We start from the raw sequence: 21,037 nt of genomic DNA on the forward strand, positions 1-21,037 counted from the left end.
GGCTGTTATTTTTACAACCGGCCGCAGTGGGGCGACCGGGTGGAGAGCAGACATGAATAAAGTGCCATTGACCGTCGTGGGGGCGGAAAAACTGAAGGCAGAACTGGCGCATCTGAAAAGCGTCGAGCGTCCAGCCGTGATTGCGGCGATTGCCGAGGCCCGTAGCCACGGCGATCTGTCGGAAAATGCCGAATACGATGCCGCCAAAGAAAAGCAGGGCTTTGTGGAAGGCCGCATTGCCGAGCTGGAAGGCAAGCTCGCCAACAGCCAGATCATCGATCCAAAGAGCATGGCCGATTCGGCTGAAGGCCGGATTGTGTTTGCGGCCACCGTGGTGCTACAAGATCTGGATAACGAAAGCGAAGTTACCTACCAGATCGTCGGTGATGACGAAGCCGACATCAAAGAAGGCAAAATTTCGGTGTCGAGCCCCATTGCCCGCGCCCTGATCGGCAAATACGAAGGCGATGTGGCCGAGGTACAGGCACCGGGCGGCATTCGCGAATATGAAGTGCTGGCAGTTCAATACATCTAATTATTAAGAGGCTGGGTATAGCCTGCTAAGCCTTATCAAGCATTGGCTGTACGCTGATACATCGTATGGGTAATGGGTTGAAGAACCTGCTGACCACTGTGTGGATTGGCGGCATGTGGATCATCGGCATCGTGGTGGCGCCGGCTTTATTCAGTAGCCTGGATAAAGCTGTAGCTGGCATGGTGGCTGGTAAGCTGTTTCATGCCATCGGCTGGATCGGCATTGTGGCCGGGGTGTTTTTGCTGATCTGGTGGATCTGGATGGACGGCGCCCGGGCCTTTAAAGGGCAAAAGCTCTGGCTGATTATCGGTATGCTGCTGTGTACGCTGATCAATCAGTTTGCGATTTTTCCGCTGATTGCCGAAATCAAACCTGCGGTGAGTAACGCAGCCGAAGGCATGTTTGGCGGCGGCTTGGCCCAATGGCACACGATTTCCAGCCTGATTTATCTGCTGCAAAGCGTGTTGGGCCTGATCTATATCTGGAAAGAATAAAGCGCAAAACAAAAGGGCGCCTTGGGCGCCCTTTTGTTTTTAGCCAAACGCGATTAAGCGGCTTTCTTTCTGGCTTTAGGCAGCAGGATTTTCGGTTTGTCGGTATTGCTTGGGCGGTAGATCAGCAACAGTTTGCCCAGAAGTTGCACTGGTGCCGCGCCCAGATCGGCGCAGATTTGTTCCATATACTGCTTGCGTGCTTCGCGATCGTCGCCCAGTACGCGAACTTTGATCAACTCGTGTGCGTCCAGATTAACGGCTATTTCCCGCATCACCGCATCAGTGAGACCATTGTTCCCAATCATCACCACCGGATTAAGGTGATGCGCCAAGCTGCGCAAATGACGGCATTGATCCGGGGTAAGTTCTAACATATTGATTAAATCCTTGAATTCTTGACTAACAGGACAGTTTAACCGATGGCAGGTATCAATTCCAGTAGTGCTTGGCTGCACGAGCATGTGAACGACCAGTATGTCCAGATGGCAAAAAAAGAAGGCTATCGGGCTCGCGCAGCCTACAAACTGCTGGAAATCGACGAAAAAGACAAACTCCTCAAGCCCGGCTTGTGGGTGGCTGACTTGGGCGCCGCGCCCGGCAGCTGGTGTCAGGTGGCCAAGAAAAAGGTCGGTGGCAATGGCCGGGTTTTTGCCTTGGATATCTTGGAAATGGATCCCATCCGCGATGTGGAGTTTGTACAGGGCGATTTTCGCGAGCAGGAAGTCCTTGATCGTTTTAATGCCTTATTGGATGGTCGACAGGTAGACCTTGTAATCTGCGATATGGCCCCCAATATGAGTGGTAATGCCGTAACCGATCAGGCGCGCAGTATGTATCTGTGCGAGCTGGCCCTCGAATTTGCCCGTGAACAACTTAAACCTGGCGGACATTTTCTGGTCAAAGTCTTCCAGGGCAGTGGTTTTCAAGAATATATGGCGGAAATGCGGGAAACTTTTTCCGCCGTTGTGACACGAAAACCAAAAGCCTCGCGTGATCGTAGCCCCGAAGTCTATCTGCTGGGTAAGCAAAAAAAGGCTTAACGCTGCGGTTGAAGCGAGTAAAATAGTTTTGTCATTCCCAATGTTGGGAAACACAGGAGTAAGGCCGTGAACAATCTCGGCAAGAATGTCGCAATTTGGCTGGTCGTCGGCATCATTTTGATGACGGTGTTCAACCAGTTCTCCAAACATCAAGATACCTCGACCCAGGTGCCGTATTCGCAATTCATGGCGGATGTGGAGCAGGGGCGCATCGCCACGGCTGAGATTGAAGGCAGCCCGCTGCGTGGGCAATGGATTCGCGGGAAGAAAACCGATGGCAGCAATTACGCCACTCTGGCGCCATTCGATTTCCGCATGGTCGATACCCTCATTAAACACAATGTGAAATTCGCGGCTAAGCCAGAAGAAGAGCCAAGCTTGTTGATGAGCATCTTCGTCAACTGGTTCCCGATGCTGTTGCTGATCGGGGTGTGGATTTTCTTCATGCGCCAGATGCAAGGTGGCGGCAAAGGCGGCGCCTTTAGTTTTGGCAAATCCAAAGCCAAGATGCTGGATGAAAGCAATAACGCGGTAACCTTCGCGGATGTTGCTGGTTGCGATGAAGCCAAAGAAGAAGTCGCCGAGATCGTTGACTATCTGCGTGACCCCAGCAAATACCAGAGCCTTGGTGGCCGCATGCCACGCGGTATCCTGATGGTGGGCTCACCCGGTACGGGTAAAACCCTGCTCGCTAAAGCCATTGCTGGTGAAGCGAAAGTGCCATTCTTCTCGATTTCCGGTTCGGACTTCGTCGAGATGTTTGTCGGTGTTGGTGCTGCCCGGGTTCGGGATATGTTCGAAAACGCCAAGAAAAATGCACCGTGCATTATCTTTATCGACGAGATCGATGCCGTGGGCCGCCAGCGTGGTGCCGGCCTTGGCGGTGGTAACGATGAGCGCGAACAAACCTTGAACCAAATGCTGGTCGAGATGGATGGTTTTGAAGGCAATTCCGGCATTATCGTGATTGCGGCCACTAACCGCCCAGATGTACTGGACCCCGCTTTGATGCGTCCGGGCCGTTTCGATCGCCAGGTGGTGGTTTCACTGCCCGATATTCGTGGCCGTGAGCAGATTCTGGGCGTGCACATGCGCAAAGTGCCGATTGCCAATGACGTTGATGCTTCGGTTTTAGCGCGTGGTACGCCGGGTATGTCCGGTGCTGACTTGGCCAATCTGGTAAACGAAGCAGCACTGTTTGCCGCGCGCCGTAACAAGCGCTTGGTGGATATGGCCGACTTTGAGTCCGCCAAAGACAAAATCTACATGGGCCCTGAGCGCCGTAGCATGGTGATGACTGAAGAAGAGCGTCGTGCTACCGCTTACCATGAGTCTGGGCACGCTGTAGTAGCAGAAATGCTGGAAGGCACTGATCCGGTGCACAAAGTTACCATCATGCCGCGTGGTCGTGCATTGGGTTTGACCTGGCAGCTGCCTGAGCGAGACAAATTCTCGATGTACAAAGATCAGATGCTGAATGAGCTTGCCATTCTGTTTGGTGGCCGTGTAGCGGAAGATCTATTCGTACACCGCATCTCGACCGGCGCATCGAATGACTTCGAGCGGGCCACACGCATGGCGCGTGACATGGTGACCCGCTACGGGATGACCGAGAAGCTGGGGCCGATGGTCTACGGCGAGAACGATGGTGAGGTATTCCTTGGTCGTTCTGTCACTACACACAAAAACGTGTCTGAAGCCACCATGCAGCAAGTGGATGCCGAAATTCGCCGCATTATCGATGAGCAGTATGCGCTGGCAGTGAAAATCCTAGATGAGAATCGTGACAAGGTTGAAGCGATGACCACGGCGCTGATGGATTGGGAAACCATTGATCGCGAGCAGATTCTGGATATTATGGCTGGCCGCCCACCGCGCCCACCGAAAGATCTGCCGCCTCCGCGCAAAACGGTGAGTAACGAAGAAACGCCAAGTGGCGGGGCTGAAGTGCCTCACGCACCGGCGGCTGAAGCGTAAGCAATTACACTCAAACATCAAGGCGGCGTTAGCCGCCTTTTTCTTTGGACGATAACAGCATGCAAATTTGGCAGTGCGGCCGGTTTAGCTTGTCGCTTGAGCGCCCCTTGGTCATGGGGATATTGAATGTGACCCCCGATTCATTTTCTGATGGCGGTCGCTATGTGGGCTTGGGTGCGGCCAAAGCGCGCATCGAGACCATGTTAGCTGCAGGAGCCGATATCATCGACATTGGCGGCGAATCCACGCGTCCGGGGGCAACACCTGTTCCCTTGCAGGAGGAACTTGAACGGGTGTTGCCGGTCTTGGCGCTTGCTCAGCAGTATCAGGTGCCCATTTCGATCGACACCTGCAAAACCGAAGTGATGCAAGCCGCCTTGGCCGCTGGCGCCGACATTATTAACGACATTGCGGGGCTTGAAGCGCCCAGCGCCATTGCTGCGTTACAGCGTAGTCAGGCCGGGGTGTGCTTGATGCATAAGCAGGGCCAACCACAAACCATGCAGAGCGAGCCGCACTATCACGATGTCGTCACTGAAGTGGGGGATTATCTATTGGCGCGTGCCGCTGCCGTGGTTCAAAGCGGCGTATCTGCCGCGCGGATTGTGCTCGACCCTGGCTTTGGCTTCGGCAAAACGCTGGCCCACAATCAGGCGCTCTTTCGCGCTATGCACAACTGGCAGCAATGGCCTTACCCGCTGCTAATTGGCGTGTCGCGCAAGAGAATGCTAGGCGAGCTAACTGGGCGAGAGGTTGCCGAGCGCATGGTGCCCAGCGTGGTGGCCGCAGTGCTCGCCGCGCAGCAAGGCGCCAAAATAATTCGTGTTCACGATGTAAGTGAAACAGTGGATGCGTTAAAGATTTGGCAAGGGTTAAAATAAGACCGATTAAAAATTAAATCGCGAAGGATAGAGTAATGGCACGTAAGTATTTTGGTACCGATGGTGTGCGTGGTTTGGTGGGCGAAGCGCCAATCACCCCCGATTTTGCGATGCGTCTGGGTTATGCCGCCGGGCGGGTCTTGGTGGCTGAAAGTACGAAACAGGGGCGCAATGATCACCCTGGCGTGCTGATCGGTAAAGATACCCGCATCTCGGGCTATATGCTGGAAGCAGCACTCCAGGCTGGCTTTAATGCCGCCGGTGTCGATTGCCATCTAACGGGGCCGTTGCCGACCCCGGGTATTGCTTATCTGACCCGCGCTTTGCGGCTGTCGGCCGGAGTGGTGATCTCTGCCTCGCACAATCCCTACCACGATAACGGGATCAAGTTTTTTGGGGCTAGCGGTAAAAAATTGCCCGATGCGGTTGAACTAGCGATTGAGGCGGCTATCGATGAGCCACAGACCTGCGTAGCTTCGAAGCAAATTGGTCGTTCATGGCGAATTAACGACGCGGCTGGCCGCTACATCGAATTTTGTAAATCGACGTTTTCGAATGAACTGGATTTACGTGGCATGAAGCTGGTGGTGGATTGCGCGCACGGTGCCACCTATCACATCGCTCCGCATGTCTTTCACGAGCTGGGCGCAGAAGTCGTGAGCATGGGCGCGCAGCCGAATGGCTTTAACATCAACGAAGAAGTTGGCGCCACGCATCCCGAAGCGCTGCGCCTTAAAGTGCTATCAGAAGGCGCGCACTTTGGTGTGGCCTTGGATGGGGACGGCGACCGCCTGATCATGGTTGATCGCGACGGTACGATTGTGGATGGTGACCAGCTCTTGTATGTGCTGGCCCTGCATCGTCAACAAAAAGGCACACTAGGCAGCGGAGTAGTGGGTACGCTGATGACCAACCTTGGCGTGGAAAATGCCCTGAAACAACGCGGCATTGGTTTTGTGCGCGCCAAAGTAGGTGATCGCTATGTGCTGGAGCAACTGGATGCACAAGGCTGGTTAGTGGGCGGCGAAGGCTCAGGCCACCTCTTGTGCTTGGATAAGCATACTACCGGTGATGGCATCGTATCCGCACTGCAAGTGCTGGAGGCTCTGAAAGAATCTGGCCAAACGCTGGCGGGTTTCTGCAAAGACTTGCGGCTCTCAAAACAAGTGCTCAAAAACGTGCGCATTGCCAAAGGCTTTGATTGCCATGGTTCGGAGGCGATTGCGGCCAAGGTGCAGGAAGCGGAAGCTGCCATGGGCACCGAAGGGCGTGTGCTGTTGCGTCCGTCTGGCACCGAGCCCGTGGTACGGGTGATGGTCGAGCACACCGACGCGGTGCAAGCGCGGGAATGGGCGGATAAGATTGCCGCTGTGGTTACTGCCGAGGCTGAACAATCGGATGCTTGATGGGTATATGGCCGAAGTGATTATTTATTAATTGCTTCGGCGATATACGTGGGGTGAGTATCAATTGGCTTTCGGCTTAAATTGAACTCACAAATAAAAAGGACTGCCGCGGCAGTCCTTTTTGTTGGGGCGTTATCGCCAGTAGCTGCTTAGCCAAATTTACCGGTGATGTAGTCTTCGGTGGCTTTTTTGCTGGGTGCGGTAAAGATGGTATCGGTTGGACCCATTTCAACCATTTCACCCAAATACATATAAGCGGTGTAGTCAGACACGCGAGCCGCCTGTTGCATATTGTGAGTCACGATGGCGATGGTGTAGTCCTTCTTCAGCTCGTGCACCAGCTCTTCCACGCTCGCCGTTGAGATCGGGTCGAGGGCAGAAGTCGGCTCGTCCAGCAGCAATACTTCTGGTTTCACGGCCACGGCGCGGGCGATACACAACCGTTGTTGCTGACCGCCAGACAAACCCAGACCTGATTGTTTAAGTTTGTCTTTAACTTCATTCCACAGTGCCGCTTTCGACAGCGCCCACTCTACACGGTCATCCATTTCGGCTTTTGACAGCGATTCATACAGCTTCACGCCAAAGGCCACGTTGTCATAAATCGACATCGGGAATGGTGTTGGCTTTTGGAATACCATGCCGACTTTGGCGCGCAGCATGTTCAAGTCAATGCCAGAGCGCAGAATATTATCGCCGTTCAGGATGATCTCGCCCTCGGCCCGCAGTTTTGGATAAAGATCGTACATGCGGTTAAAAGTGCGCAGCAGCGTTGATTTACCGCAGCCTGATGGGCCGATGAAGGCGGTGACTTTGCCTTCCAGAATATCGAGGTTGATGTTCTTCAGGGCGTGGAAATTGCCGTAGTAAAAGTTCAGGTTTTTTACGGCGAGTTTTGCGTTATTTGGCTTGCTCATGATTTCAATCCAATCTCAATATTAATGTTGTTTCGGCTCACGCAGCATCACGCGCGCAATCACATTCAGACCCAGTACAAACAAGCCAATCAGCAGCGCACCAGCCCAAGCCAGGGTATGCCAATCTTCATATGGACTCATCGCAAACTGGAAGATCACCACTGGCAAGTTGGCCATCGGCTGATTCATGTTCGAGAAGAACTGGTTATTCAGGGCGGTGAACAACAGTGGGGCCGTTTCACCGAGAATCCGCGCAACCGCCAGCAAGATACCGGTGGCAACACCCGCCTTGGCGGCACGCAAGGTCACAAACAGCACCATTTTCCACTGCGGCGCGCCCAAGGCATAAGCAGCTTCGCGCATGGCTGAAGGCACCAGGCGTAGCATGTTTTCGGTGGTGCGCAATACAACTGGAATTACCAGCAGCGACAAGGCAATACCGCCAGCCCAACCGGAGAAGTGCTCAACTTGTGCCACATAAATCTGGAACACAAACAGACCAATTACGATGGAGGGGGCTGCCAGCAAAATATCGTTAATAAACCGAGTTGCCGGGGCCAGCCAACCACGATCACCGAATTCAGCCAGATAGGTGCCGGCCATGATGCCAATCGGCGTACCGATCAGCACTCCGACCAGTGACATTTGCAAGCTACCCAAAATGGCGTTGGCCAAACCACCGGCGCTACCTGGGGCCGGGGTCGTTTGCGTGAACAGCGCCATATTGATGCCGGGCAAGCCATTACTAAACAGCGTATGCAGAATCCAGAATAGCCAGAACAAGCCAAAGCACATCGCAAACAAGGAAATGCCCAGACTGATGTAATTAATCAAACGACGGCGAGTATATAAATTCATGATGATTCCTTAGGAATGTGCGCCTTCACTACGTTGCAGACGCAGCAGCAGCAATTTCGAGAGCACCAGTACGATGAAGGTGATCACAAACAGCAGCAGACCCAATTCGATCAGTGAGGCGGTGTAGAGCTCACCATGGGCTTCGGTAAATTCATTCGCCAATGTGGCTGAAATGGTGGTGGCCGGGTCAAACAAGGAAGGCATCACTTGCTGCGCGTTACCAATCACGAAAGTCACTGCCATGGTTTCACCCAAGGCGCGGCCTAGGCCCAGCATCACACCACCGACGATCCCGTTTTTGGTGTAGGGCACAACGACATTCCAAACGACTTCCCAAGTGGTAGAGCCCAAACCATAGGCCGACTCTTTTAGCATGGGTGGCACCACCTCAAATACATCGCGCATTACCGATGAAATGAAGGGAATAATCATGATGGCCAGAATCAGTGCGGCGGTAAACATGCCGATACCCATCGGAGGGCCCGCAAACAGCTCACCAATCAGAGGCCAGTTAGCCGTGGTTTCGGTCAGCCAGGGTTGCACGTGGTCGGCAAACAGCGGAGCAAAAATAAACAAACCCCACATCCCGTAAATGATCGATGGCACACCGGCCAGCAATTCGATTGCAATCCCGAGTGGGCGGCGCAGCCACACAGGCGCCAGCTCGGTCAGGAAGAGGGCAATACCAAATGACAGTGGTACGGCGATCAAGAGCGCAATAAACGAAGACAGCAAGGTGCCGCGGATCGAAGGCCAGGCACCGAATTGCTCGGTAACTGGGTTCCATTCGGTCGACGTGATAAAGCTCAGGCCAAAAGCCTTAATGCTGGGCATGGCACCGTAAATCAGCGAAATAATGATGCCGCTGAGGGTGGCCAAAACTAGAAATGCAAAAAAACGGGTGCTGCCAACAAAAAGCGCATCTTGCAGACGCTGCATTTTCATTCGCTTGGCTTGGTCAGACATCAAATTTCTCCACTGCAGACCACAGATAAACACCCAATAGGTGGTGGGCCTATTGGGTGTGTTGGAATTGCGCGATTGTAACGTCTAGATCACGTTTGGCAATCGGCGCAGAGGCTTATTTCCAAACTTTGGCGCCGCCGGCAGAGATTTGTGCGGTCCAGTTGGCTTTGATCATGTTCACAACATTGTCTGGCATTGGGATGTAATCCAGATCCAGTGCGGTTTGGTCGCCGTTAGCGTAAGCCCAGTCAAAGAATTTCAGCACTTCAGCAGCTTGTTTGCCATCAGCCTGATTTTTGTGCATCAGGATGAAGGTCGCGCCAGCGATTGGCCATGAAGTTTTGCCTGGAGCGTTAGTCAGAACCAAGAACATGCCTGGTGCTGCTTTCCAATCTGCGCCAGCTGCGGCTGCTTTGAAGTTGTCTTCAGATGGCTCTACATAGGCGCCAGTGCTGTTTTGCAGTTGGGTGTGAATCAGTTTGTTTTGTTTGGCATAAGCAAACTCAACATAGCCGATTGAGCCTTTGATACGTTGTACGTAGTTGGCAACACCCTCGTTACCTTTGCCGCCCACACCAGTCGCCCACTGAACGGCAGTGTTAGCACCCACTTTTTCTTTCCACTCTGGCGATACTTTGCTCAGGTAGTCGGTGAACAGGAAGGTAGTGCCTGAACCATCAGAACGACGTACAACGGTGATGTTTTGGTCTGGCAGCGCCACGCCAGGATTCAGCGCAGTTAGAGCAGGGTCATTCCATTTTTTGATTTTGCCCAAGTAGATGTCGGCCAGAACTTGGCTGCTCAGCTTCACTTGGCCTGGTTTGATACCTGGTACGTTGATGACCGGTACAACACCGCCCACCACGGTTGGGAACTGCAGCAGACCGGCTTTTTCCAGTTCTTCTGGTTTCAGTGGCATGTCAGATGCACCGAAATCGACGGTTTTGGCTTGAATCTGTTTGATACCACCGCCAGAACCGATGGATTGGTAGTTCAGGCCAACACCAGTTTTAGCTTTGTATTGCTCAGCCCATTTGGCATACAGCGGATATGGGAAAGTCGCGCCGGCACCGGTGATGTCGCCAGCGATTGCGTGGGTGAACAAACCAGCGAGCAGGCCAGCACTAACGATCAGTTTACGAGCTAAAGTCATGCTAATTAATCTCCAGAGCGGAAAGAGGTATCAGTTGATTCGATGGGTCGCATCTTAGTCGGTCAATGTTTCCAAAATATTACAAATATTTCAGTGGGCGTCGAAGCTAGGGGAATTCTCGGTTTGACGGGGTAGGGGGGGGTTGTTACCATGCCCCATCATCAGGTTTCGGGAGTAAACCATGGCCCAGCAAATGGTCATTGGGAATTGGAAACTGCATGGCAGTATTGGTCAGATCAAGACGGTGCTCGGTGACGTGGCGCAGGCGGGGTTAGGGCCAAATGTTGGGGTGTGTGTGCCTGCCCCTTATATCATGCTGGCCAAGCAGATCTTGCAACATACCCGGGTACAGTGTGGTGCTCAAGACGTTAGCCAGTACCACATAGGGCCATATACCGGTGAGGTGTCGTCTGGCATGTTGGCCGACGTGGGTTGCGAAATGGTGATTGTGGGTCATTCTGAACGCCGCCGCTTGTTTGGCGAAACAACCGAGCAGGCTGGCGTGAAGCTGCGCTCTGCGCTTGATGCAGGTTTGTTCGGTGTGTATTGCGTGGGCGAGTCGGCGGAAGAGCGCCGGCAAGGTATGGCTGAGAAAGTGGTGGCGGCGCAGCTTGAAGTGGTGCGTGGCTTGCCGATTGGCTTGTTTGCGGTGGCGTACGAGCCATCGTGGGCGGTGGGGAGTGGGGTGGTGGCCTCGGGTGAGCAGATCTCACCGATGCACCAGCTGATTAAATCCCAGCTCGATAGCCGAGTGAAGGTCTTGTATGGCGGTAGCGTGAAGTCAAATAATGCTGCTGAAATATTAGGGTTTAACCATGTTGACGGAGTGTTGGTGGGTGGTGCAGCACTTTCGGCGTTTGAGTTCCTGGCAATTTGCCAAGCCGCACGCTGATTGGTACAATTCACGCCGCCAAGGGAATGGAAAAAATGAATTTTATTACGAGTTTGGTTTTGATCGTTAACGTGATTTCAGCGTTGGCGGTAATCGTTTTGGTGCTGTTGCAGCACGGCAAGGGCGCCGATATGGGCGCTGCGTTCGGTTCTGGTTCTGCGGGTAGCGTGTTTGGCGCGGCAGGTTCGGCGAACTTTTTGAGCCGTTCTACTGCGGTGGCCGCCGCATGCTTTTTTGTGACCTGCATGGGTCTGGTGCTGCTGACTGCGCCTAAGTCAGCCAAAAATGATCTGGGCGTAATGTCAGGTGCGGCGCCAGCTGCTGCCGCCTCTGCGCCAGCTTCTGCACCCGCTTCGCAAAAGATTCCTGACTAATCGGTATTGGCCGGTTGGAACGCAGCGCGCTGAAGCTGCGGCAGTGAATATAGCTAAGCCACCGCCAAGGTGGTTTAGTTATTTATAAAAAAAGCAGTATTAATAACTGCTATTCTGTCTTTTTGTATTACTTCTGAACTGGGGATTTTCATGCTGCAAGACTACTTCCCCATCCTGCTGTTCTTGGTAGTCGGTTTGCTGGTCGGGGTTGCCCCGCTGCTGCTGGGTGCTGGGGTCGGTAAGGTCTTGGGAACGGTTCGGCCAGACTCGGCAAAATTATCACCTTACGAATGTGGTTTCGAAGCATTCGAAGATGCGCGTATGCAGTTCGATGTGCGCTACTACTTGGTGGCAATTCTTTTCATTCTGTTCGATTTGGAAGTTGCGTTTTTGGTTCCTTGGGCCGTGGTGCTGAAAGAGCTGGGAATGTTCGGCTTTGTTTCCATGATGATCTTCCTGGCCATTCTGGTGGTCGGCTTCGTCTACGAATGGATGAAGGGTGCGCTGGAGTGGGAGTAAAATAATGGAAGCTCAAAGTCTCGAAAAAGGATTTGTGACGACGACCGTTGATGCTGTCATCAACTGGACGCGCACAGGTTCATTGTGGCCAATGACCTTCGGTCTGGCCTGTTGTGCGGTTGAGATGATGCATGCGGGTGCTGCCCGTTATGATCTGGACCGCTTTGGGATGGTGTTTCGTCCCTCTCCGCGTCAATCAGATTTGATGATTGTGGCGGGAACCCTCTGTAACAAGATGGCGCCTGCACTTCGCAAAGTTTACGATCAGATGCCTGAGCCGCGCTGGGCGATCTCGATGGGCTCCTGTGCGAATGGTGGTGGTTACTACCATTATTCCTATTCGGTGGTGCGCGGCTGTGACCGCATTGTACCGATCGATATCTATGTGCCGGGCTGTCCTCCGACGGCTGAAGCGCTGTTGTACGGTTTGATCCAGTTGCAAAACAAGATCAAGCGTACCAACTCCATTGCGCGTTCGTGAGGTGGTCATGGCCAATAAACTTGAAGTTTTACAAACCGCACTGACGACCATTCTGGGTGAAGACAAAATTCAAAGCCTCAAGCAGGCTTTGAACGAAGTTACTCTCGAAGTCCCTGCTGCGCATTGGGCGGAAGTTGCGCTCACTTTACGTGATCATCCTGAGCTGCGCTTTGAGCAGTTGGTAGATGCCTGTGGCATGGATTACAGCGATTACCAAGAGGGTGCCTGGACAGGCTTGCGCTTCGCCGTGGTCTATCATCTGCTGTCTTTCACGCACAATGTGCGTCTGCGCGTGCGCGTATTCTGTGCGGATGATTCATTCCCGCTGATTAACTCGGTGGTTGATGTTTGGCCAGCAATCAACTGGTTTGAGCGTGAAGCTTTTGACCTGTTTGGTATTGTCTTCCAAGGGCATCCAGATCTGCGCCGTATCCTGACCGACTATGGCTTTGTGGGTCATCCATTCCGTAAAGATTTCCCGGTGTCTGGTTATGTAGAAATGCGTTATGACCCTGAGCAGGCGCGTGTTGTTTATCAGCCAGTAACGATTGAGCCGCGCGAGATTACTCCGCGTATTATCCGTGAGGAGAACTACGGTGGCTGCTGAAATCCGTAATTACACGCTGAACTTTGGTCCTCAGCACCCGGCGGCACACGGCGTATTGCGCCTGGTGTTAGAGCTGGATGGTGAGGTCGTTGAGCGTGCTGACCCGCATATTGGCCTGTTGCATCGTGCAACTGAAAAACTGGCCGAAAGCAAAACCTTCATCCAGTCACTGCCTTATATGGATCGTCTCGACTATGTGTCGATGATGTCCAATGAGCATGCTTACTGCATGGCCATTGAAAAGCTGCTGGGTCTTGAAGTTCCGCTGCGTGCACAGTATATCCGCGTGATGTTCGATGAAATTACCCGGATTTTGAATCACCTGATGTGGGTGGGCGCGCACGGTCTGGACTGTGGTGCGATGACGATCTTCCTGTACGCTTTCCGTGAGCGCGAAGATCTGATGGACTGCTATGAAGCAGTTTCTGGTGCCCGAATGCACGCGGCCTATTATCGTCCTGGTGGCGTTTACCGCGATCTACCAGATGAAATGCCGCAATACCAGGCATCGAAAGTTCGCAACGCCAAAGCGATTGAAGAGCTGAACAAGAACCGTCAGGGCAGCATGCTCGACTTCTTGGAAGACTTCACTAATCGTTTCCCGACTTATGTTGATGAATACGAAACCCTGCTAACCGATAACCGGATCTGGAAACAGCGTACCGTAGGCATCGGCGTGGTTGATGCCGATCGTGCGAAAGCTCTGGGCTTTAGTGGCGCGATGTTGCGTGGCTCCGGTGTCGAGTGGGATCTGCGTAAAACCCAGCCGTATGAAGTATACGATCAGCTGGATTTTGATATCCCTGTGGGTAAAACCGGTGACTGTTATGACCGGTATCTGGTGCGTATTGAAGAAATGCGCCAATCAAACCGGATTATCAAGCAGTGTATCGCATGGCTGCGTGCCAACCCAGGCCCAGTCATTACCGATAACCATAAAGTAGCGCCACCATCGCGTGAAGCGATGAAAGCCAATATGGAAGAGCTGATTCACCACTTTAAGCTGTTTACCGAAGGGATGCATGTTCCAGAAGGTGAGGCCTATGCCGCAGTAGAGCATCCTAAGGGTGAATTTGGTATTTATCTGGTGTCGGATGGTGCCAATAAGCCATATCGCCTGAAAATTCGTGCTCCCGGCTATGTGCACTTGTCTGCGCTGGATGAAATGGCTCGTGGTCATATGATTTCCGATGTGGTGGCTATTATCGGTACACAAGATATCGTATTTGGGGAGATTGACCGCTAATGTCACTAACCAATCTTCTGTCTGCTGAGTCGATTCAGCAAATTGATCGTGAAGTGGCCAAATATCCGGCCGAACAATCTCGTTCGGCAGTGATGGGGGCTTTACGTATCGCGCAAACAGAAAAACGCTTTCTGACCAACGAGTTGATTGAAGCGGTTGCACTGTATTTGAATATCGCGCCGATGGCAGCGTATGAAGTAGCAACCTTCTACAACATGTATGACATGAAACCAGTTGGTAAATACAAACTGACCGTTTGTACCAATTTGCCCTGTGCTCTGTCGGGCGGTTACACCACTGCCGACTATCTGAAGCAGAAACTGGGTATCGGTTTCAATGAAACAACTGCAGATGGCAAATTCACGCTGAAAGAAGGCGAATGCATGGGCGCCTGTGGTTATGCACCAGTAATGCTGGTGAACAATCACAGCATGTGTAACCACATGACGCCAGAAGCAATTGATAAAAAACTGGCGGAGCTTGAATAATGACCGTCTATGTAAAAGGTGTCGTATTCGGCGATGTGGATTTTGATAATCCCGATTGCTGGCGACTCGAAGAGTATGTAAAACGCGGCGGTTATGCGGCGCTGAAAAAAATCATCAACGAGAAAATCTCGCAAGATGACATCATTGCCGAAATGAAGACCTCAAGCTTGCGTGGCCGTGGCGGTGCAGGTTTCCCGACGGGCCTGAAATGGTCTTTCATGCCGCGTAGTTTTCCAGGTCAGAAATATCTGGTCTGTAATACCGACGAAGGCGAACCAGGTACTTTTAAAGACCTTGATATCATCGTGTACAACCCGCATGCCTTGATCGAAGGCATGATCATCGGCGGTTATGCGATGGGTATTACCGTAGGATATAACTACATCCACGGTGAAGTCTTTGAGGCTTATCAACGATTCGAAGAAGCGCTTGAAGAAGCCCGTGCTGCCGGCTTCTTGGGTGACAATATCCTCGGTTCGGATTTTAGCTTCCAACTGCATGCCCACCATGGCTATGGCGCCTACATCTGCGGCGAAGAAACTGCGCTGTTGGAATCGCTGGAAGGCAAAAAAGGCCAGCCACGCTTCAAGCCACCATTCCCAGCATCATTTGGTTTGTATGGCAAACCTACCACGATTAATAACACCGAGACCTTTGCTTCGGTGCCATACATCGTGCGTGAAGGTGGTCAGAAATTCCTAGAGTTGGGCAAGCCAAATAATGGCGGGACCAAGCTATTTTCTGTTTCAGGCCATGTAAACCGCCCTGGCAACTATGAAATTCCGCTGGGTACACCATTTGCCGATTTGTTGGAAATGTGTGGTGGTATGCGTGATGGCAAAAAACTGAAAGCGGTGATCCCCGGTGGTTCGTCTGCGCCAGTATTGCCTGCCGATATCATGATGCAATGTACGATGGATTACGATTCGATCGCCAAAGCCGGCTCAATGCTCGGTTCAGGTGCCGTGATCGTGATGGATGAAACCGTGAGCATGGTGAGTGCGCTGGAGCGTCTGTCGTACTTCTATCACGAAGAGTCATGCGGCCAATGTACGCCATGCCGTGAAGGTACTGGTTGGCTGTATCGCGTTGTGCACCGGATTGCGAAGGGTGAAGGTCGCCCTGAAGATCTGGATTTGCTGTCACGCGTAGGGGACAACATCGCCGGCCGCACCATTTGTGCGCTGGGTGATGCTGCGGTATTCCCTGTCCGTGGCATGTTGAAGCACTTCCGCCATGAATTCGAAGATCTGATCAAAGATGCACAAACAGCTAAGCCGCTGTAAGTGATCAAGATCCGGATTTTCTTTTGAATTATTGCCTTTGAATCGAGTCGAGCATGCTGGAAATCGAAATCGACGGTAAAAAGCTGACAGTCCCTGGTGGAAGCACCGTGATGGACGCTGCCAATTCTATTGGTGTGCATATCCCTCACTTTTGCTATCACAAAAAACTGTCCATTGCCGCAAACTGCCGTATGTGTCTGGTTCAGGTTGAAAAAGCACCTAAGCCACTCCCGGCCTGTGCCACACCTGTTACTGACGGCATGAAAGTCTTTACCCATTCTGATCAGGCGGTTACCGCTCAGAAAGGCGTGATGGAGTTTCTGCTGATCAACCACCCATTGGATTGCCCAATTTGCGACCAAGGTGGTGAGTGCCAATTGCAAGATTTGGCCGTAGGCTATGGCCAATCAAGCTCTGACTACGCAGAAGAAAAACGCGTAGTCGCTAATAAAGATCTGGGCCCGCTGATCTCTACCGACATGACGCGCTGTATTCATTGCAGCCGCTGTGTTCGCTTTACTGAAGAGATTGCTGGCTTCCAAGAGCTGGGCATGGCAAACCGTGGTGAATTTACTGAAGTTATGCCGTTTATTGGCAAAACTGTAAATTCAGAAATCTCGGGTAACGTGATTGATCTGTGTCCGGTTGGTGCTTTGACTAGCAAGCCTTTCCGTTACAGCGCGCGTACGTGGGAACTTTCTCGTCGTAAATCGGTTGGTGCCCACGACGGTCTTGGTTCTAACTTGATCGTTCAAGTGAAAAATCACAAAGTAATGCGCGTGTTGCCGCTGGAAAATGAAGCGATCAACGAGTGCTGGTTGTCTGATCGTGATCGTTTTTCATACGAAGCGCTGAATAGCGCCGAGCGTTTAACTGCGCCAATGCTGAAGCAGGGCGGGGTATGGCAGCAAGCCGATTGGCAAACTGCATTGGAATACGTTGCCAACGGTCTCAAGCAAATCGTTGCTGAACACGGCAAAGACAGCGTTGCAGTAGTTGCTTCACCAAACTCAACGGTTGAAGAATTGTTTGCGCTGCGCAAATTGATGGCCGGTCTGGGTGTAGAGCAAGTGCAAGCATTTGCACGTCAGGCAGACTTTGCGGCTCGTACGCAAGGTGCTAAATGGTTAGGCCAAAGCATTGAAGAGTTGGCTCAGAACGAAGCGATTCTCTTGGTTGGCTCAACACTGCGCAAAGAGCAGCCACTGCTGGCACAGCGCCTGCGTCAAAGCGTGAAAAAAGGACTGCTGCTGTCGGCTGTTAATCCGCATCGCGATGATCTGCTGACAAAAGTGGCTGCGGAGCTGCTAGTTCGTCCAGATCAGCTTGTGGAAGGCCTGCTGCAAGTCGTAAAAGCGGTGGCCGAGCAACAAAATGCTACCGTGCCTGCGCACATTGATCTGAGTGGCGTGGCTGTCTCTGCTGAAGCCGCTGCAATTGCGCAAACGCTGATTGGTAAAACCAAAGCAACTGTGCTGCTGGGTAATCTGGCGCAAAATTCAGCCCGTTTTGCTGAGGTTTATGCTGCTGCCGAAGTTCTGGCGACCCTCACTGGCGCAAAACTGGCTGTGCCAGCAATTGCTGCTAACTCGGTTGGTGCTGAGTTGATTGGCGCTGATGTGGGTGGCAATGTGTTTGCTACGCCGAAAAAAGCCTATGTCTTCCTCGGTGTTGAGCCAGAGTTTGACGCACACAATGGCGCGCAAGCACTGGCTGCCGCTCAACAAGCCGAAATGGTTGTGGTACTGAGTCCATTCCAGAGCTGTGCGCTGGAGTATGCTGATGCCATGCTGCCAGTGTCACCGTTTACTGAGACCTCAGGAACTTTCGTAAACATGGAAGGTAAGGCACAGAGCTTTAATGGCGTAGTTCGCCCGCTGGGCGAAACCCGTCCAGCCTGGAAAGTATTCCGCGTGCTGGGTAATGTGCTGGGCTTTAGTGGCTTTGACTACAACTCATCAGAAGAAATTCGCGATGAAGCGCTGGCCGGTGATATTGCCAGTCGTCTGAGCAATACCCTGATAACCCCAGTGGCGGTCAAAGCACAAGCTGCTACTGGCTTGGTCCGCTTGGGTGAAGTACCGGTATATGGTACCGACAGCATTGTGCGTCGTGCGCCAAGCTTGCAAGCATCTGCGGATGCAAGCCTTGCCCAAACCCTGCGTGTTAATGCCGCTACGGCCAGCAAACTGGGCTTGGTGGCCGGTTATATGGCGAAAGTGAGCCAGTCTGCTGGCGAAGCTGAATTGTCTGTGGCGATCGATGATGGCTTGCTGGATGACGTGGTGCGCGTAGCTGCGGCTACACCGTTGACCCGCAATCTGGGCGATCTGGTTGGCGCGATCAGCGTGGCTAAGGCTTAAGGGAGCGTGATGATGGAATTTCTACAAAACTCGCTTCACCTTGATCCAAACATCGCTTTCCTGATTTGGACGTTACTCAAGATTGTCTTGATTGTGGCGCCAATCATGGGGGCGGTAGCCTACCTGACCTTGGCTGAGCGCAAAGTGATCGGCTACATGCAGATCCGTATCGGCCCGAACCGGGTTGGTCCGTTTGGTTTGCTGCAGCCGATTGCTGACGGCGTGAAGCTGCTGCTGAAAGAGATCATCGCGCCAAGTGCGGCCGATAAGAAACTCTTTTTCATGGCTCCGGTGATGGTATTGATCCCCGCGCTAGCAGCGTGGGCGGTTGTACCCTTTTACCCCGGGTATGTATTGGCTGATGTCAACGTCGGTTTGCTCTACGTAATGGCCATTACCTCGATGGGTGTCTATGGCGTCATCCTCGCTGGTTGGGCTTCAAACTCAAAATATGCCTTCTTGGGGGGGATGCGTGCCGCTGCGCAGGTGATCTCTTATGAGTTGGCTATGGGTTTTGCCTTGGTGGGTGTGATTATGGTTTCGGGCAGTTTGAACCTGACCCAAATCGTAGCCCAGCAGGGGGCCGGTATCGGTGGTGGCTCGATTCTGTCGTGGAATCTGATTCCACTGCTGCCACTCTTTATCGTGTATTTCATCGCAGGTGTAGCTGAAACCAACCGTGCGCCATTTGACGTGACCGAAGGTGAGTCAGAGATCGTCGCCGGTCACATGGTGGAATACTCGGGCATGAGCTTCGCGCTGTTTTTCTTGGCCGAATACGCCAACATGATTCTGATTTCTGCGATGGCATCGATCATGTTCTTGGGTGGTTGGCTGTCACCATTCCCTGCTTCATGGCCAGTGCTGGGTGCAGCGAGCCCGCTGTGGTGGGTGCTGAAGGTTGCTTTCTTGCTGTTCTGTTTCCTGTGGTTCCGGGCTACTTTCCCGCGCTACCGGTATGACCAGTTGATGCGTTTGGGTTGGAAAATTTTCATCCCTGTGACCTTGGTATGGATCATTGTGGTTGCTGCTTGGATGCAGACACCATGGTCGATCTGGTAATCGGAACGCAGAGGACAGAGGATCATGGAGAAAATGACTCATTTCTTTAAAACCTTCCTGCTGGTAGAGCTGGTGAAGGGCCTGATGTTGACGGGCCGTCACTTCTTCCAGCGGAAGATTACCGTCCAGTTCCCGGACGAAAAAACCCCGTACAGCCCACGCTTTCGTGGTTTGCATGCTCAGCGCCGCTACGCCAATGGCGAAGAGCGTTGCATTGCCTGCAAATTGTGTGAAGCGGTATGTCCGGCAATGGCCATCACCATCGAATCTGAAGCGCGCCCAGACGACAAAACCCGTCGTACGACTCGCTACGATATCGATCTGACTAAATGTATCTTCTGCGGTTTCTGTGAAGAAGCCTGTCCGGTTGATGCCATTGTAGAAACTCACATTTACGAGTATCACGGCGAGAAGCGCGGCGATCTCTACTACACCAAGCCGATGTTGTTGGCAGTTGGTGATCGGTATGAGGATGAAATTGCCAAGCGTAAAGCTGCTGATGCGAAGTACCGCTAAGGATTGCGAACCATGGATTTGAGTTTAGCGATTTTCTATGTATTCGCCGTGGTGCTGGTGTTTGCCGCATTCCGTGTGATTACAGCCAAAAACCCGGTGCACGCTGTGCTGTATCTGGTGCTTTCATTCTTTAACAGCGCGGTGCTGTGGATGCTGATGAAGGCTGAGTTCCTTGCTGTGTCGCTCATTGTTATTTATGTCGGCGCGGTGATGGTGTTGTTCCTTTTTGTGGTGATGATGTTGGATATCAACTTCGAGGCGCTGCGTAAGAGTTTCTGGAAATTCTTACCGGTGGCAGGCACCGTGGCTGGGATCATGTTGGTTGAGATGGTGCTGATCCTGACGCACCGTTATGCCAAGATCGATGCAGCTCGGATCGTTGAGCCTTCATTCAACACGGCTTCAGCCGAAGTGCTGGGTAAATTGATTTACACCCAATACTTCCTGCCATTCCAGTTGGCTGCAGTATTGCTGTTGGTAGGTATGGTAGCAGCGATTGCCTTGACGCTGCGTAAGCGCAAAAACACTAAATATCTGAATCCTGGTGATCAGATCAAAGTGAAGCGTGAAGATCGCGTCCGTATTGTCAAAATGCAGTCTGAGCCACGCATCGTTACTGATGATGCGGCAGCTGACGACAAGCCAGCGGCTTAAGGGGACGAGATTATGTTATCGCTAACTCATTTTCTGGTGCTGGGTGCCATCATGTTCGCTGTGAGCGTGTTTGGTATCTTCATGAACCGCAAAAACCTGATTGTATTGTTGATGGCCATCGAATTGATGCTGCTGTCGGTCAATATGAATTTCATCGCGTTCTCGCAGTATTTGGGCGACACCGCGGGTCAGATTTTCGTCTTCTTTATCCTGACGGTGGCGGCTGCCGAATCGGCAATTGGCCTCGCGATCTTGGTTGTTCTGTTCCGTAATCTGCGGTCAATCAACGTTGAAGATCTGGATAGTCTGAAGGGTTAAACCG

At 52.5% G+C, this 21,037-nt stretch carries 24 protein-coding genes; 19 read left to right on the forward strand and 5 right to left on the reverse strand.

Annotation, left to right across the window (positions count from 1 at the left end; all coding sequences use genetic code 11):
* Positions 1 to 52 precede the first annotated feature (52 nt).
* Together greA and L991_RS05605 are read left to right on the forward strand one after the other, a co-directional pair.
* Positions 53 to 535 (forward strand): transcription elongation factor GreA, encoded by a 483-nt coding sequence (greA, locus tag L991_RS05600; protein WP_028449138.1) that lies wholly within the window; start codon positions 53 to 55, stop codon positions 533 to 535.
* Positions 536 to 600: 65 nt separating this feature from the next.
* Positions 601 to 1,029 carry a DUF4149 domain-containing protein gene (locus L991_RS05605; RefSeq protein ID WP_081986552.1) on the forward strand — a complete coding sequence of 143 codons (429 nt, stop codon included), beginning with the start codon at positions 601 to 603 and terminating at the stop codon, positions 1,027 to 1,029.
* 53 nt (positions 1,030 to 1,082) lie between these two features.
* Here L991_RS05605 and yhbY read toward each other — a convergent pair whose 3' ends face one another.
* The gene (gene yhbY, locus L991_RS05610) at positions 1,083 to 1,403 is read right to left on the reverse strand and encodes a ribosome assembly RNA-binding protein YhbY (protein ID WP_047393194.1); all 321 of its coding nucleotides are present in this window, start codon (positions 1,401 to 1,403) and stop codon (positions 1,083 to 1,085) included.
* Positions 1,404 to 1,448: 45 nt separating this feature from the next.
* Here yhbY and rlmE point away from each other — a divergent pair, with 45 nt between their 5' ends.
* The 4 genes from rlmE to glmM all read left to right on the forward strand — a co-directional run bounded on the left by rlmE (position 1,449) and on the right by glmM (position 6,333).
* Positions 1,449 to 2,069, forward strand: coding sequence for a 23S rRNA (uridine(2552)-2'-O)-methyltransferase RlmE (rlmE, locus tag L991_RS05615; RefSeq protein ID WP_028449141.1), 621 nt, complete (start codon positions 1,449 to 1,451; stop codon positions 2,067 to 2,069).
* 66 nt (positions 2,070 to 2,135) lie between these two features.
* Positions 2,136 to 4,046, forward strand: a complete 1,911-nt coding sequence (ftsH, locus tag L991_RS05620; RefSeq protein ID WP_047393196.1) for an ATP-dependent zinc metalloprotease FtsH — start codon at positions 2,136 to 2,138, stop codon at positions 4,044 to 4,046.
* 59 nt (positions 4,047 to 4,105) lie between these two features.
* Complete coding sequence (folP, locus tag L991_RS05625) at positions 4,106 to 4,927, forward strand: dihydropteroate synthase (RefSeq protein WP_047393199.1); 822 nt, start codon at positions 4,106 to 4,108, stop codon at positions 4,925 to 4,927.
* Positions 4,928 to 4,962: 35 nt separating this feature from the next.
* Positions 4,963 to 6,333 carry a phosphoglucosamine mutase gene (gene glmM / locus L991_RS05630; RefSeq protein ID WP_047393202.1) on the forward strand — a complete coding sequence of 457 codons (1,371 nt, stop codon included), beginning with the start codon at positions 4,963 to 4,965 and terminating at the stop codon, positions 6,331 to 6,333.
* 149 nt (positions 6,334 to 6,482) lie between these two features.
* On the opposite strand, the gene pstB is transcribed toward glmM, so the two are convergent.
* The 4 genes from pstB to pstS all read right to left on the reverse strand — a co-directional run bounded on the left by pstB (position 6,483) and on the right by pstS (position 10,227).
* Positions 6,483 to 7,250: a phosphate ABC transporter ATP-binding protein PstB gene (gene pstB / locus L991_RS05635; RefSeq protein ID WP_028449145.1), complete on the reverse strand. Its 768-nt coding sequence runs from the start codon at positions 7,248 to 7,250 to the stop codon at positions 6,483 to 6,485.
* 21 nt (positions 7,251 to 7,271) lie between these two features.
* Positions 7,272 to 8,108: a phosphate ABC transporter permease PstA gene (pstA, locus tag L991_RS05640; protein WP_081986553.1), complete on the reverse strand. Its 837-nt coding sequence runs from the start codon at positions 8,106 to 8,108 to the stop codon at positions 7,272 to 7,274.
* Positions 8,109 to 8,117: 9 nt separating this feature from the next.
* A complete protein-coding gene (gene pstC, locus L991_RS05645; protein WP_028449146.1) occupies positions 8,118 to 9,074 on the reverse strand; it encodes a phosphate ABC transporter permease subunit PstC in 957 nt (318 codons plus the stop codon).
* Between the two features lie 115 nt (positions 9,075 to 9,189).
* Positions 9,190 to 10,227, reverse strand: a complete 1,038-nt coding sequence (pstS, locus tag L991_RS05650; protein WP_047393204.1) for a phosphate ABC transporter substrate-binding protein PstS — start codon at positions 10,225 to 10,227, stop codon at positions 9,190 to 9,192.
* Between the two features lie 181 nt (positions 10,228 to 10,408).
* Between pstS and tpiA the strand changes: the two genes are divergently transcribed.
* From tpiA to nuoK, 13 genes are all read left to right on the forward strand, one after another.
* A complete protein-coding gene (gene tpiA, locus L991_RS05655; RefSeq protein ID WP_028449148.1) occupies positions 10,409 to 11,119 on the forward strand; it encodes a triose-phosphate isomerase in 711 nt (236 codons plus the stop codon).
* A gap of 35 nt (positions 11,120 to 11,154) precedes the next feature.
* Complete coding sequence (secG, locus tag L991_RS05660; protein ID WP_028449149.1) at positions 11,155 to 11,493, forward strand: preprotein translocase subunit SecG; 339 nt, start codon at positions 11,155 to 11,157, stop codon at positions 11,491 to 11,493.
* A gap of 150 nt (positions 11,494 to 11,643) precedes the next feature.
* On the forward strand, positions 11,644 to 12,012 hold the full coding sequence (gene ndhC / locus L991_RS05665) for an NADH-quinone oxidoreductase subunit A (RefSeq protein ID WP_028449150.1): 369 nt from the start codon (positions 11,644 to 11,646) through the stop codon (positions 12,010 to 12,012).
* 4 nt (positions 12,013 to 12,016) lie between these two features.
* Positions 12,017 to 12,493 (forward strand): NADH-quinone oxidoreductase subunit B family protein, encoded by a 477-nt coding sequence (locus L991_RS05670; protein WP_028449151.1) that lies wholly within the window; start codon positions 12,017 to 12,019, stop codon positions 12,491 to 12,493.
* Between the two features lie 7 nt (positions 12,494 to 12,500).
* Entirely contained in the window at positions 12,501 to 13,100 is a 600-nt protein-coding gene (locus L991_RS05675; RefSeq protein ID WP_028449152.1) for an NADH-quinone oxidoreductase subunit C, read from the forward strand.
* Positions 13,090 to 14,346 (forward strand): NADH-quinone oxidoreductase subunit D, encoded by a 1,257-nt coding sequence (locus tag L991_RS05680; protein WP_028449153.1) that lies wholly within the window; start codon positions 13,090 to 13,092, stop codon positions 14,344 to 14,346. The genes L991_RS05675 and L991_RS05680 overlap by 11 nt, the downstream gene beginning before the upstream one ends.
* Positions 14,346 to 14,834, forward strand: coding sequence for an NADH-quinone oxidoreductase subunit NuoE (gene nuoE, locus L991_RS05685; protein WP_028449154.1), 489 nt, complete (start codon positions 14,346 to 14,348; stop codon positions 14,832 to 14,834). Before L991_RS05680 ends, nuoE begins: the two co-directional genes overlap by 1 nt.
* A complete protein-coding gene (gene nuoF, locus L991_RS05690; protein WP_028449155.1) occupies positions 14,834 to 16,120 on the forward strand; it encodes an NADH-quinone oxidoreductase subunit NuoF in 1,287 nt (428 codons plus the stop codon). The genes nuoE and nuoF overlap by 1 nt, the downstream gene beginning before the upstream one ends.
* 53 nt (positions 16,121 to 16,173) lie before the next feature.
* Complete coding sequence (gene nuoG, locus L991_RS05695; protein WP_047393207.1) at positions 16,174 to 18,483, forward strand: NADH-quinone oxidoreductase subunit NuoG; 2,310 nt, start codon at positions 16,174 to 16,176, stop codon at positions 18,481 to 18,483.
* A gap of 12 nt (positions 18,484 to 18,495) precedes the next feature.
* Positions 18,496 to 19,545 (forward strand): NADH-quinone oxidoreductase subunit NuoH, encoded by a 1,050-nt coding sequence (nuoH, locus tag L991_RS05700; protein ID WP_028449157.1) that lies wholly within the window; start codon positions 18,496 to 18,498, stop codon positions 19,543 to 19,545.
* Positions 19,546 to 19,569: 24 nt separating this feature from the next.
* On the forward strand, positions 19,570 to 20,061 hold the full coding sequence (gene nuoI, locus L991_RS05705; protein WP_028449158.1) for an NADH-quinone oxidoreductase subunit NuoI: 492 nt from the start codon (positions 19,570 to 19,572) through the stop codon (positions 20,059 to 20,061).
* Between the two features lie 12 nt (positions 20,062 to 20,073).
* On the forward strand, positions 20,074 to 20,715 hold the full coding sequence (locus L991_RS05710) for an NADH-quinone oxidoreductase subunit J (protein ID WP_047393209.1): 642 nt from the start codon (positions 20,074 to 20,076) through the stop codon (positions 20,713 to 20,715).
* Positions 20,716 to 20,727: 12 nt separating this feature from the next.
* A complete protein-coding gene (gene nuoK, locus L991_RS05715) occupies positions 20,728 to 21,033 on the forward strand; it encodes an NADH-quinone oxidoreductase subunit NuoK (protein ID WP_028449160.1) in 306 nt (101 codons plus the stop codon).
* Positions 21,034 to 21,037: the final 4 nt, after the last annotated feature.

Origin of the sequence: Chitinibacter sp. ZOR0017 (assembly GCF_000799095.1) — a bacterium.
Lineage (GTDB): Bacteria > Pseudomonadota > Gammaproteobacteria > Burkholderiales > Chitinibacteraceae > Chitinibacter > Chitinibacter tainanensis.